Origin of the sequence: Klebsiella sp. CTHL.F3a, from assembly GCF_019890895.1 — a bacterium.
Taxonomy (GTDB): Bacteria; Pseudomonadota; Gammaproteobacteria; order Enterobacterales; family Enterobacteriaceae; genus Klebsiella; species Klebsiella grimontii.
In genome coordinates this window covers 5,833,546-5,845,597 of record NZ_CP082360.1, presented here as the reverse complement: position 1 = coordinate 5,845,597, position 12,052 = coordinate 5,833,546, and the positions used below count along the sequence as shown (strand labels likewise).

The 12,052-nt window shown below is 56.2% G+C and carries 12 protein-coding genes; 4 read left to right on the top strand and 8 right to left on the bottom strand.

The annotated features are described in order from the left end of the window. Positions 1–76: 76 nt before the first annotated feature. The 3 genes from cpxP (at position 77) to pfkA (ending at position 2,791) form a co-directional block, all read left to right on the top strand. The gene (cpxP, locus tag K7H21_RS27350) at positions 77–580 is read left to right on the top strand and encodes a cell-envelope stress modulator CpxP (RefSeq protein ID WP_004127232.1); all 504 of its coding nucleotides are present in this window, start codon (positions 77–79) and stop codon (positions 578–580) included. A gap of 149 nt (positions 581–729) precedes the next feature. Next, positions 730–1,626, top strand: a complete 897-nt coding sequence (gene fieF, locus K7H21_RS27345) for a CDF family cation-efflux transporter FieF (protein ID WP_049113482.1) — start codon at positions 730–732, stop codon at positions 1,624–1,626. 202 nt (positions 1,627–1,828) lie between these two features. After that, positions 1,829–2,791, top strand: coding sequence for a 6-phosphofructokinase (gene pfkA, locus K7H21_RS27340; RefSeq protein WP_004127238.1), 963 nt, complete (start codon positions 1,829–1,831; stop codon positions 2,789–2,791). A 59-nt stretch (positions 2,792–2,850) separates the two neighbouring features. Here the strand turns inward: pfkA and rraA are convergent, their stop codons facing one another. The 7 genes from rraA to priA form a co-directional block, all read right to left on the bottom strand. Then, on the bottom strand, positions 2,851–3,336 hold the full coding sequence (rraA, locus tag K7H21_RS27335; protein WP_004127241.1) for a ribonuclease E activity regulator RraA: 486 nt from the start codon (positions 3,334–3,336) through the stop codon (positions 2,851–2,853). Between the two features lie 92 nt (positions 3,337–3,428). Next, positions 3,429–4,355, bottom strand: coding sequence for a 1,4-dihydroxy-2-naphthoate polyprenyltransferase (gene menA, locus K7H21_RS27330; protein ID WP_004127244.1), 927 nt, complete (start codon positions 4,353–4,355; stop codon positions 3,429–3,431). Positions 4,356–4,598: 243 nt separating this feature from the next. Next, positions 4,599–5,933, bottom strand: a complete 1,335-nt coding sequence (gene hslU, locus K7H21_RS27325) for an HslU--HslV peptidase ATPase subunit (RefSeq protein ID WP_004127247.1) — start codon at positions 5,931–5,933, stop codon at positions 4,599–4,601. 9 nt (positions 5,934–5,942) lie between these two features. Further along, complete coding sequence (gene hslV / locus K7H21_RS27320; protein WP_004127251.1) at positions 5,943–6,473, bottom strand: ATP-dependent protease subunit HslV; 531 nt, start codon at positions 6,471–6,473, stop codon at positions 5,943–5,945. Between the two features lie 91 nt (positions 6,474–6,564). Then, positions 6,565–7,539: a cell division protein FtsN gene (gene ftsN, locus K7H21_RS27315; protein ID WP_223035483.1), complete on the bottom strand. Its 975-nt coding sequence runs from the start codon at positions 7,537–7,539 to the stop codon at positions 6,565–6,567. A gap of 91 nt (positions 7,540–7,630) precedes the next feature. Further along, positions 7,631–8,659, bottom strand: a complete 1,029-nt coding sequence (gene cytR / locus K7H21_RS27310) for a DNA-binding transcriptional regulator CytR (RefSeq protein ID WP_004127258.1) — start codon at positions 8,657–8,659, stop codon at positions 7,631–7,633. A 150-nt stretch (positions 8,660–8,809) separates the two neighbouring features. Continuing rightward, positions 8,810–11,005, bottom strand: coding sequence for a primosomal protein N' (gene priA, locus K7H21_RS27305; protein WP_004127261.1), 2,196 nt, complete (start codon positions 11,003–11,005; stop codon positions 8,810–8,812). A gap of 241 nt (positions 11,006–11,246) precedes the next feature. Here priA and rpmE point away from each other — a divergent pair, with 241 nt between their 5' ends. Further along, complete coding sequence (gene rpmE, locus K7H21_RS27300; RefSeq protein WP_004107543.1) at positions 11,247–11,462, top strand: 50S ribosomal protein L31; 216 nt, start codon at positions 11,247–11,249, stop codon at positions 11,460–11,462. A gap of 94 nt (positions 11,463–11,556) precedes the next feature. On the opposite strand, the gene metJ is transcribed toward rpmE, so the two are convergent. Continuing rightward, a complete protein-coding gene (gene metJ / locus K7H21_RS27295; protein WP_004107547.1) occupies positions 11,557–11,874 on the bottom strand; it encodes a met regulon transcriptional regulator MetJ in 318 nt (105 codons plus the stop codon). Positions 11,875–12,052: the final 178 nt, after the last annotated feature.

The following is a 12,052-nucleotide window of genomic DNA, read 5'->3' as shown; positions in this document are numbered from 1 at the left end:
CCCTGACGCATGTTTGCAGCCTGCATCGTAAACTCTCTCTCGTTGAATCGCGACACAAACGTTTTGGGAGTATGTGATGCGCAATGTTATCGCTGCCGTCATGGCCTCAACGCTGGCGCTAAGTGCATATAGCCAAGCCGCTGAAGTCGTCACCAGCGTTAACTGGCTTCCCGGAGACGAAGGGGTCCAGCGCAGCAGCCAGAGCCATATGTTTGACGGCATAAGTTTAACTGAACACCAACGGCAACAGTTACGAGATCTTATGCAGCGGGCACGCCACGACAGGCCACCCGTTAATGTTAGCGAAATGGAGACAATGCATCGCCTTGTCACCGCAGAAAATTTTGATGAAAACGCTGTACGCGCTCAGGCAGATAAGATGGCGCAGGAACAGGTTGCCCGCCAGGTTGAAATGGCAAAAGTTCGCAACCAGATGTATCACCTGCTAACGCCAGAGCAGCAAGCGGTTTTAAACGCTAAGCACCAGCAACGAATGGATCAGTTGCGTGAGGTTGCACGGATGCATAAAGGCTCAGCGATGATGCTTTCGAGTAGTAGCAATACCCTGCAACCCCAGTAACAACCCTGTTTTCCTTGCCATAGACACCATCCCTGTCTTCCCCCACATGATGTGGGGGTTTTTTTTGCCCGTTATTCAGCGCCCTCCTGTCTCCCCGTCCCGGTAAAAGATCGGGTTATACTAAGCGCATCGCGAAGTAAGGAGCGTTTATGAATCAATCTTATGGGCAGCTGGTGAGCCGCGCGGCGATTGCGGCGACGGTGATGGCCTCTGCGTTACTTTTGATCAAGATTTTTGCATGGTGGTATACCGGGTCTGTGAGTATTCTGGCGGCGCTGGTTGATTCACTGGTGGATATCGCCGCCTCGTTGACCAACCTGCTGGTGGTGCGTTATTCGCTGCAGCCTGCCGATGAAGAACATACCTTTGGCCATGGTAAAGCGGAATCGCTGGCCGCGCTGGCGCAAAGTATGTTTATCTCCGGCTCGGCGCTGTTTCTGTTCTTGACCGGTATTGATCATCTCGTTCGTCCTGAGCCGATGAATGCGGCGGGCGTTGGGATGGTGGTGACGCTGATTGCGCTGGTCAGCACGCTGCTGCTGGTCACGTTCCAGCGCTGGGTCGTAAGAAAAACACAAAGTCAGGCGGTACGGGCGGATATGCTTCATTATCAGTCTGATGTTATGATGAACGGCGCAATTCTGGTGGCGCTGGCCCTCTCCTGGTACGGCTGGCACCGTGCTGATGCGCTGTTTGCATTAGGTATAGGCGTCTATATTTTATATAGCGCGCTGCGCATGGCTTATGACGCCGTTCAGTCGTTGTTAGACCGCGCGCTTCCTGATGAGGAACGCCAGGAAATTATCAATATCGTGACCGCGTGGCCAGGCGTCAGCGGGGCGCACGATCTACGAACGCGGCAGTCAGGGCCGACTCGCTTTATTCAGATTCATTTGGAAATGGAAGATAACCTCCCGCTGGTTCAGGCACACGTAATTGCCGACCAGGTGGAGCAGGCGTTGTTGCTCCGTTTTCCCGGGTCCGATGTCATTATCCACCAGGACCCCTGCTCTGTGGTGCCGTTAGGGCGGCAGGGTGTTTTATGATCTTTAGGTTATAGTCTGTAAACTCGATGTAAAAGTGTGGGGCGGATCGGCATTTTTTGTATAAATTACCGCCATTTGGTCTGACCTGAATCAATTCAGCCAGAAGCGTTTGATATACTATTGCAATTATCGTTGTGCACTCCTGGTGAGGGGCGCTTCAGGCAACAGGATTATTTTTTGCTTCCTAAGTTCAGAGGTAGTCATGATTAAGAAAATCGGTGTGTTGACAAGTGGCGGTGATGCCCCGGGCATGAACGCAGCAATTCGTGGCGTTGTGCGTGCGGCATTAACGGAAGGTCTGGAAGTTTTTGGAATCTATGACGGTTACCTCGGCCTGTATGAAGATCGTATGGTTCAGCTCGACCGCTACAGCGTTTCCGACATGATCAACCGCGGCGGCACCTTCCTGGGGTCGGCGCGTTTTCCAGAATTCCGCGAAGAACATATTCGCGCAGTCGCCATTGAAAATATGAGAAAGCGCGGCCTGGATGCGCTGGTGGTTATCGGTGGTGACGGTTCCTATATGGGTGCCGTGCGTCTGACTGAGATGGGCTTCCCCTGCATCGGCCTGCCGGGCACTATCGACAACGATATCAAAGGCACCGACTATACCATTGGCTTCTTCACCGCATTGAGCACCGTGGTAGAGGCTATTGACCGCCTGCGTGACACCTCTTCCTCCCACCAGCGTATTTCCGTTGTGGAAGTGATGGGCCGTTACTGCGGCGACCTGACCCTGGCGGCAGCTATCTCCGGCGGCTGTGAGTTCATCATGGTGCCTGAGGTTGAATACACTCGCGACGACCTGGTATCAGAAATTAAGGCGGGCATCGCCAAAGGCAAAAAGCACGCGATTGTGGCGATCACCGAGCATATGTGCGACGTCGACGAGCTGGCTCACTACATCGAGAAAGAGACCGGCCGTGAAACTCGCGCAACCGTACTGGGCCACATTCAGCGCGGCGGCTCTCCGGTTCCTTATGACCGTATTCTGGCATCCCGCATGGGCGCGTACGCGATTGACCTGCTGCTGCAGGGCTTCGGCGGCCGCTGCGTCGGTATTCAGAACGAGAAGCTGGTGCACCACGACATTATCGACGCTATTGAGAACATGAAGCGTCCGTTCAAAAGCGACTGGCTGGATTGCGCTAAGAAGCTGTACTAAGCTTCCAACGGAAACAAAAAGGCCTTCTCAGAGAGAAGGCCTTTTTTATGGGCGGGAAGCTACTCGATATCCAGGGCATCCTCGGAAAGGATAATCCCGGTATTATCGGCGTAGAGATGGTCGCCGGAAAAGAAGGTGACGCCGCCGAAGTTGACGCGCACGTCGCTTTCGCCGATCCCTTCACCTGCGGCTCCGACGGGGATGGCGGCCAGCGCCTGGATACCGATATCCAGCTCTTCCAGATCGTCAACCTGACGCACCGCGCCATAGACGACCAGCCCTTCCCACTCGTTTTGTACGGCCAGACGCGCCAGGTCAGCGTCAATCAATGCGCGTCGAACGGAACCACCACCGTCAACCAACAGGACATGACCACGGCCGTTCTGTTCGAGCATATCGTAGAGCAACCCGTTATCCTCGAAACATTTTACCGTGATGATTTGTCCACCAAACGACGAGCGCCCCCCAAAGTTGGAGAACAGAGGTTCCACGACGTTGACATCCTCCTGGTAGATGTCACAAAGCTCGGAAGTATCGTATTTCATAGGCTTAACGTTCAGTTGCTGCGAGAATTTTCAGTATATCTCGTGAATCACGCTGTTGGCAAAATCATCAATTGTTAATTGATATTTGTCAGTTAAGCCGCAAGCCTGCTGCAAATAATTCCGATAACAAACAGCAGGTTGGTCAGCAGTGCCCCTTTAACGGTTCTTTCGAGCATTGGACGCATGGCGACGGGGTCGCGCTCCCGCATCACATAACGCGCCTGCTTAACCAGCAGCGGCGTCGCCAGCAGGAACAGCCAGCCCCACGGATTATGCAGCGAGATCAGGTTAAACAGCGCCAGGCACAGCAGCGCGCCAAACAGCAGGCAAGCGTGATAGCGGCGAGCGTTAACCGGCCCCAGGCGCACGGCGAGGGTGTTTTTACCGTTTTCACGATCGCTGTCGATATCGCGCAGATTGTTAATATTCAGCACCGCCGTCGCCAGCAGACCGCAGGCGGTGGCGGGTAAGAAAATGGCCGCTTCAACGCTGTGCGCCTGCAGATACCAGCTCCCGACGACGCTAAGCCAGCCGAAGAACACCAGCACGGAGATATCGCCAAGGCCGATGTAGCCGTAAGGGCGAGTGCCGACGGTATAGGTAATGGCGGCAACGATCGCGAGACCGCCGAGGACCATAAAACCGATAAAATCGGCCATGGTTTGCCAGGCCAGGAATAGCAACGTCAGGCCGGAGAGACAAATCAGCGCCACGGTGAGAATCAACGCGCGTTTCATCTGCGCCTGGGTGATGGCGCCTTTCTGCATACCGCGCAGCGGGCCGATACGGTCAGGTTTATCGCTGCCTTTTATCGCGTCGCCATAATCGTTGGCCAGATTGGAGAGGATTTGTAATAAACCGGCGGTAATGATGGCCAGCAGCGCAACCCAGGGATCGAAACTGCCCTGATGCCAGGCAAGCGCGGAGCCAACAATAATGGCAGCAAAGGCCAGAGGTAACGTTTTGGGGCGCAGGCTTTCCAGCCAGGCCTGGGTGCGAGTGATTGCGTGTTCGGTCATAAGTCCCGGCCAATAAAAATGGGGCCCTACCCTTCATACTTCAGGCTGCAGATACGTAGGCTACGCTCATTCACCCCAGTCATGTACTTATGCACACTCCTGGGGATGAATTCCCTTGCCGCGTGATTTGGCCTTCGGGGCCAGCGTAAGGTCTGTTCAAACGGTTAACCGTTTTGTCCTGCAACTCGAATGAGTAGGGTATCTATAGCCCCATCTAGTGTGATGAAAATATATTGAACCGGATTATAAGATAAAACGGCTCAGATCTTCATCTGCCACCAGAACATCCAGATGCTTACCGACATATTCCGCATCGATGGTGACGGTTTGGCCATTCATTTCGCTGGCATCGTAGGAGATGTCTTCGATCAGACGCTCCAGTACGGTATGCAGACGACGTGCACCGATGTTCTCGGTAGTTTCGTTGACCTGCCATGCGGCCTGAGCGATACGCTTGATGCCATCTTCCGTGAATTCGATATTGACGCCCTCGGTCGCCATCAGCGCTTTATACTGCACGGTGATAGACGCGTTCGGCTCGGTTAAAATACGCTCGAAGTCGTGGGTGGTCAGCGCTTTCAGCTCAACGCGAATCGGCAGACGACCCTGCAGTTCCGGGATTAAGTCAGACGGGCTGGCGACCTGGAACGCGCCGGAGGCGATAAACAGAATGTGATCGGTTTTCACCATACCGTGCTTAGTGGAGACGGTGCAGCCTTCAACCAGCGGCAGCAGGTCGCGCTGTACGCCTTCACGAGATACGTCAGGGCCGGAAGAGTTGCCGCCGCGCTTACAGATTTTGTCGATTTCGTCGATAAACACGATACCGTGCTGCTCAACGGCGTCGATGGCATCCTGCTTCAGCTCTTCCGGGTTGACCAGCTTCGCCGCTTCTTCTTCAATCAGCAGCTTCATCGCGTCTTTAATTTTCAGCTTACGCGGTTTTTGCTTCTGGCCGCCCAGGTTCTGGAACATGGACTGCAGCTGGCTGGTCATCTCTTCCATGCCCGGAGGGGACATGATTTCAACGCCCATCGGCGCAGCCGCGAGATCGATTTCAATCTCTTTATCATCAAGCTGACCTTCGCGCAGTTTTTTACGGAAAGACTGGCGCGCGGCGGAAGGTTCCTGAGGCTGTTCGGCCTGGCCCCAGTTGTTTTTCGCCGGCGGGATCAGCACGTCGAGGATGCGCTCTTCCGCCAGCTCTTCCGCACGATAGCGGTTTTTGTCGATGGACTGCATGCGCACCATTTTGATCGCCGCATCGGTCAGATCGCGGATGATGGAGTCCACTTCCTTACCAACATAGCCGACTTCGGTGAATTTAGTCGCTTCAACCTTGATAAATGGCGCGTTGGCAAGCTTTGCCAGACGACGGGCGATTTCCGTTTTACCGACGCCGGTCGGGCCGATCATCAGAATGTTTTTGGGCGTGACTTCGTGACGCAGCTCTTCGTTGAGCTGCATACGACGCCAGCGGTTACGCAGAGCGATGGCGACGGAGCGCTTGGCTGCGTCCTGGCCGATAATGTGTTTGTCCAGTTCGCTGACAATTTCGCGTGGGGTCATTTCAGACATGGGAGATCCTTACGCTTTGGAGGTCAATTCTTCGATGGTATGGAAGTGGTTGGTATAAATGCAGATATCACCTGCAATACTCAACGCTTTCTCTGCGATATCGCGTGCGCCCATATCGGTATTTTCCAGCAGGGCGCGAGCCGCGGCCTGGGCGTAGGGACCGCCGGAGCCGATAGCAATCAAATCGTTTTCTGGCTGCACCACGTCACCGTTACCGGTGATGATGAGCGAGGCGTTTTCGTCAGCCACCGCCAGCAGCGCTTCGAGCTTGCGCAGCATCCGGTCGGTACGCCAGTCTTTCGCCAGCTCAACGGCGGCTTTCACCAGGTGGCCCTGATGCATTTCCAGCTTACGTTCAAACAGTTCGAACAGCGTGAAGGCGTCAGCGGTGCCGCCCGCAAAGCCGGCAATCACTTTGTCGTTATACAGGCGGCGCACTTTTTTCACGTTGCCTTTCATTACGGTGTTGCCCAGCGTGGCCTGGCCATCACCGGCAATAACGACATGGCCGTTACGGCGAACACTTACAATTGTAGTCACGAGCAGACCCCTTGGTTGCAAAAGCGGAATAGGGGCCCCGCGGTTTACGCGGGGCAGAATGCAATTATAGATGGGGGGGATTTTGAGGGTTTCAACCCCTGGCGGTGAGACGAATGCAGTTTGCGTGTCCGGCCATTTTCAGCCGTTCAATCATATTGCTGGCGTTTTCTTTGCCTTTCAGCGGGCCAATCACCACGCGATTCCAGCCGTTATTGGTGGTGATGTGCGAGGCGAAGCCTTCAAACGCCAGCTGCGCGCGCACGGTTTCCGCCTGCTCAGCGCCTTTAAAGGACCCGCACTGGATCATCCAGCTGCGATCGTCTTTTTTCTCCGTCGCGGCGGTTTTCGGCGCTTCTTCTACACGGGTTACCGGCGCGGCGGCCTGGGCTTTAGGCTGCGCGGTACTGGTATGCGCTGGCGTTTGCAGCAGGTCCTGATACGGCTGCTGATTCGACGCCGTCTGCCTCGGCTGCTGTTGTACCGGCTTCGGCTGCTCGACAACCCGCGGCTGGGTTCGCGGTTGCTGTACCTGCGTCTGCTGTTGGGCCTGCGCGAGCTGCTGTTGCTGTACCTGCTGCTGAGCTAAACGCTGACGCTGCAAGGTTTGCTGACGCTGTGCCGGAGTTTGTTCATTCCACGGCACTTCGGTCAGCTGCGTGGGCTGCTGACGCATATCGGCCTGCATCTGCGCCAGTAGCTGGCGCTGCTCATCCGTCAACTGCTCCGGCTTCATGACTTCTCCGCCCGCGGTGGGTTCCGTAGGCGCGCGTACCCCGGGCTGACGGCTTTCCAGCTCTTTAATATAGCGCCAACGCTCTTCCGGCTTCGGCGGCAGGCCGTTGCCCGCGGCCTGGCGGTTCTGCAGCGCTTCAGCTTCTTCTTTCTTATGGTGAGTGATGAAGTACAGTCCACCGATAAAGGCCACCAGCACTGCCGCAGCGATGGCCACCATAGTCGGTGAAACCGCCGAAAGGCCGCCTTGTTTGTTCCTTGAGCTTCGCGTATTGCTCTTTTTGCGCCGCGAAGAAGCCGGTTGGCTGCGGCGTACATAATCTCGTTGTGCCACTATCGTTTCGCTGTCTTATTCGTTTTTCAGCCCGCCATGTTACTTAAGCGGCGGGGCTTTGACCAGAAGAGCAGGCCCGAAAGCCTGGTGGTTATGTTCGGATTTTGCGCGTACTGCCGCGAACGATAAGCTCGCAGTCAAGTAATCGTGATCCGCTGCTGACGTTATGACCGTGCAGTTGATCCAGCAAAAGCAGCATCGCTTCGCGGCCAATATCAAAACGTGGTTGCGCGACGGTCGTCAATGGCGGATCGCAAAATTCAGACAAAGAGATGTTATCAAAACCAATAATAGACAGATCTTCAGGAACTTTCAGGCCGCGACGTTTCGCCAGCGATAGCGCCCCCAGCGCCATAATATCGCTATGGCAGAAAATAGCCGTTGGCGGTACCGGCAGCGCCAGCAGCTGTTCCAGCGCGCTGGCGCCGGCTTCATAGGTAAAGTTGCCGCGGGCGATATAGTGCGGATCGACGGTTATCCCGCTGCGACGGAGCGCCTGGACATAGCCCTGCAGGCGGTAATGGCACAGCGGCATCTCTTCCGGGCCGGCGATACAGCCGATGCGGCGGTGCCCCAGCTCGTGCAGATAGTTCACAGCGTTAAACGCGGCGGTGAGGTTATCGATATGCACCGTCGGCAACTCCAGCTCGGGAGCGAATTCATTGGCCATCACCATTGGCGGCAGATTGCGCTGCTCTTCCACGCCCGCATCGAAGGGTAAACGGGAGCCCAGCAGCAGCATGCCATCGATCTGCTTGGTAATGATCAGGTCGATAAAGGTCTTTTCCTGACGGTTCTGGTGGGCGCAATCGCCGATCAACACCAGGTACTCTTGCTCCGCGGCGGTGACTTCAATACCGCGAATGATCTCGCTGAAGAAGGGGTCGCAGATATCCGGCACAATCACCAGGATGGTGCGCGACTCGTTGCGCTTCATATTGCGCCCGAGCGATTGCGGTAAATAGCCGACTTCAAGCGCGGCCTGCTCGACCCGGTTACGGGTGCTCTGCGAAACCTTATCGGGGTTCATTAACGCTCGGGATACGGTTGCCGTGGAAACGTTTGCCTTTTGGGCAACGTCTTTCATAGTGGCGGCAACGACCTGTTTTTTGGGCTTCACCTGATTTCTCCTCGCTGACTGGCGCAGACACATCCCTGGCGTTCTGACATCAGCAACATTTTTAACAGATAGTACATCCAGAGAGTTACAGAATTTTCATGAAAAACGTGATGACGGTTGAATTTTTCGATCCGCCTCGCAAGAGAAGCCTTAACCTTCAATAGGATCGACGTCCAGTACCCATTTCACTTTTCGCGCTTCGGGTAGCGTGTTAATCAACGCCAGCGTTCCGCTGACGATATGCTGCAGCTGAACGCGCGACGGATGCTGAAGGAGAATTTGCCAGCGCCAGCGGCCGCCGCGCTTTGGCGCCAGCGCCGGAACCGGCCCGAGCACCCACAGTTTCTTATCGGCCAGCGGGCTGGCCTGCAGCAGATTGCGCAGCTGCTGTAAAAAAAGCGGCGCCTGCTGGTTGTTATGATCTTCGGCGCGAATCAGCACGTGGCTGGTCCACGGCGGCAGCTGCATGCTTTGCCGTTCTGCCAGCGCCTGCTCGGCAAACGCGTCGTATCCTTTATAAAGCAGCGTTTGCAGCAGCGGGTGCTCCGGGTGGTGGGTCTGCAGGATCACCTCGCCCTGTTTGCCCGCCCGGCCTGCGCGGCCTGAAACCTGCGTGTAGAGCTGAGCGAAGCGCTCCGCCGAGCGGAAATCGGCGGAAAACAGCGCGCCGTCAACGTCCAGCAGGGAAACCAGGGTGACATCCGGGAAGTGGTGCCCCTTCGCCAGCATTTGGGTGCCGATAAGAATGCGCGCGCCGCCGCGGTTGACGTCGGCAAGATATTGCTCAAGCGCGCCTTTGCGGCTGGTGGTATCCCGGTCGATACGGGAAATCGGGATATCGGGAAACAGCGGCCCCAGGGCCTGTTCAAGTTGTTCAGTTCCCAGACCGACCGGTACCAGATGCGTCGAACCGCAGGAGGGGCACTGGCGCGGAATCGGGCGCTGGCTGTCGCAGTGGTGGCAGCGCAGATGATGCTGGGCCTGGTGCAGCGTGTAGTAGCTGTCGCAGCGCGGACACTCCGCTATCCAGCCGCAGTCGTGACACAGCAGCGCCGGCGCGAAGCCACGGCGGTTCAAAAACAGAATCACCTGGTTATCGGCCTGCAGATGCTGGCGCATGCGGCCTATCAGCGCCGGAGACAGTCCGGCCTGCAGCTGCTGGCCCTTTAAATCCAGAACGTGCTGCTGAGCCGGGCGCGCATTGCCCGCTCGTTTGGTGAGCTTCAGCTGGCGATACTTGCCCTGGCGAACGTTATAAAGCGTCTCCAGCGCCGGAGTCGCCGAGCCGAGGATAATCGGGATTTGCTCGCTGTGGGCGCGCCAGACCGCCAGATCGCGGGCGTGATAGCGCCAGCCCTCCTGCTGTTTGTAAGAGCTGTCGTGCTCTTCATCGATGACGATCACCCCGAGGTCTTTAAAAGGAGTGAATAGCGACGAGCGAGTACCGATCACAATCGCTGCTTCGCCGTTTTTAGCTTTTAGCCACGCGGAGAGGCGTTCGCTGTCGTTCAGCCCGGAGTGCAGCACTTCCACCGGGGCGTTAAAACGGTGGCGGAAACGGGCGATAGTCTGCGGCGTCAGGCCGATTTCTGGCACCATCACCAGCGCCTGGCGACCCTGCGCCAGCACGTTTTCAAGGACGCTCAGATACACTTCCGTTTTGCCCGAGCCGGTGATCCCGGCCAGCAGCCAGGCGGAAAAGCTGTCCGAGGCGCTGTGGATCGCGCCCACGGCGGTGGCCTGTTCGGTATTAAGACGCAGGCGTTCGCCGGGTACCGAGAAGCCTGCGCGCCAGTCGGCGATAGCCGGCGCTTCGCTGGCCAGCTCCGCCAGGCCTTTACCCCTCAGCGCCTGCAGGGCGGCGTCGTTAAATTCCAGTTCGGCAACCTGATGGCGCCAGATCTTCCCCTGACGCAGCGCCGCCAGCGCCTGCTGTTGTTTCGGTGAGCGCTTAAGGCTGTTGATATCAACCGCTTGCCCCTGTTCGGTGGCAAACCAGTACCACATTGGCGTCGCGCTGGCGGGCTTTCCCTGGCGCAGCACGATCGGTAGCGCGTGAAACAGCACATCGCCGATGGGATGATGGTAGTAGTCCGCCGCCCACAGCAGCAGCCGCCAGACCGAAGCGGAGAAGACCGGCCCGGCGTCGAGGACTTCAGCCACCGGCTTGAGTTCGTTGAGCGGCAGTTCGCTGCGCTCACTGACCGCCGTTACGATACCTATCCGCTCCTGTTTGCCGAACGGGACGCGCACGCGACAGCCCGCTTTGACCGGCATGCCGTCAGGCAGCAAATAGTCAAAAGTGCGGGGCAGCGGAACGGGCAGGGCAACGTGAGCGACGGGCATTTAATCTTCCTGACTTGAAATCTGGCGGGTTAGTATACACATTGTGATAAGGGCTCGCGGATCAGTTTGCATATGCTGGTCAAATTCTGTATGATTCGCCGCCTTTGATGCGCTTTATGCGGTATCAAAATCTATTACCCGGCAATTTCGCTTTGCGCAATCGCACCGGGAAATTATTAACATCGCGTGGTGTCTGGCGTTAGGGCTGGAAGAGCGACGCGGCCTTAACTGAGGTTCTCCCATGAAAAAAGATATTCATCCGAAATACGAAGAAGTTACTGCTTCCTGCTCTTGCGGTAACGTCATGAAAATCCGTTCTACCGTAGGTCACGACCTGAACCTCGACGTGTGCGGTAAATGCCACCCGTTCTACACCGGCAAACAGCGTGATGTTGCTACCGGTGGCCGTGTTGACCGCTTCAACAAGCGCTTCAGCGTACCGGGTACCAGCAAGTAATTTGCTGAAGAAGCCGCCTCAGGGCGGCTTTTTTGTCTCTCGCGCGCAACCGCGCAAAAAAAGCAGAAGATTCCTTCTGCTTTTTTTTATGGTTTTAGTATTCCCACGTATCCGGGTCGATTCCCAGCTCGCGCATAATCTCTTTCGCCGCTTCCGGGATTTCATCGCTGCGCTCTTTACGCAGGTCTTCATCGTTAGGCAACGGTTGACCGGTAAAGGCATGCAGGAACGCTTCGCACAGCAGTTCGCTGTTGGTCGCGTGACGCAGGTTATTCACCTGACGACGCGTGCGTTCATCGGTGAGGATTTTTAACACCTTCAGAGGAATGGAAACCGTAATTTTTTTTACTTGCTCACTCTTCTTACCGTGCTCAGCGTATGGGCTGATATATTCGCCGCTCCATTCAGCCATGAGTTACCTTTAATCCTCTATTCATTAGTTAAGGGCCTGAACGCGAGTTCTGGCCATAATTGCGCGTAGTTTACCGTAGAGGGGCGCATCTGACACCAAACAAGCCGCTACGGATGTGCGCTAATGCATATAATTTTAACGGCTATTTCCAGTTTGCTCAATCTATACGCAAAGAAGT

What these genes read in the sequence shown, in the direction of transcription:
- cpxP (WP_004127232.1), top strand. Translation starts at nt 77, where the DNA reads ATGCGCAATGTTATCGCTGCCGTCATGGCCTCAACGCTGGCGCTAAGT.
- fieF (WP_049113482.1), top strand. Translation starts at nt 730, where the DNA reads ATGAATCAATCTTATGGGCAGCTGGTGAGCCGCGCGGCGATTGCGGCG.
- pfkA (WP_004127238.1), top strand. Translation starts at nt 1,829, where the DNA reads ATGATTAAGAAAATCGGTGTGTTGACAAGTGGCGGTGATGCCCCGGGC.
- rraA (WP_004127241.1), bottom strand. Translation starts at nt 3,336, where the DNA reads ATGAAATACGATACTTCCGAGCTTTGTGACATCTACCAGGAGGATGTC.
- menA (WP_004127244.1), bottom strand. Translation starts at nt 4,355, where the DNA reads ATGACCGAACACGCAATCACTCGCACCCAGGCCTGGCTGGAAAGCCTG.
- hslU (WP_004127247.1), bottom strand. Translation starts at nt 5,933, where the DNA reads ATGTCTGAAATGACCCCACGCGAAATTGTCAGCGAACTGGACAAACAC.
- priA (WP_004127261.1), bottom strand. Translation starts at nt 11,005, where the DNA reads ATGCCCGTCGCTCACGTTGCCCTGCCCGTTCCGCTGCCCCGCACTTTT.
- rpmE (WP_004107543.1), top strand. Translation starts at nt 11,247, where the DNA reads ATGAAAAAAGATATTCATCCGAAATACGAAGAAGTTACTGCTTCCTGC.
- metJ (WP_004107547.1), bottom strand. Translation starts at nt 11,874, where the DNA reads ATGGCTGAATGGAGCGGCGAATATATCAGCCCATACGCTGAGCACGGT.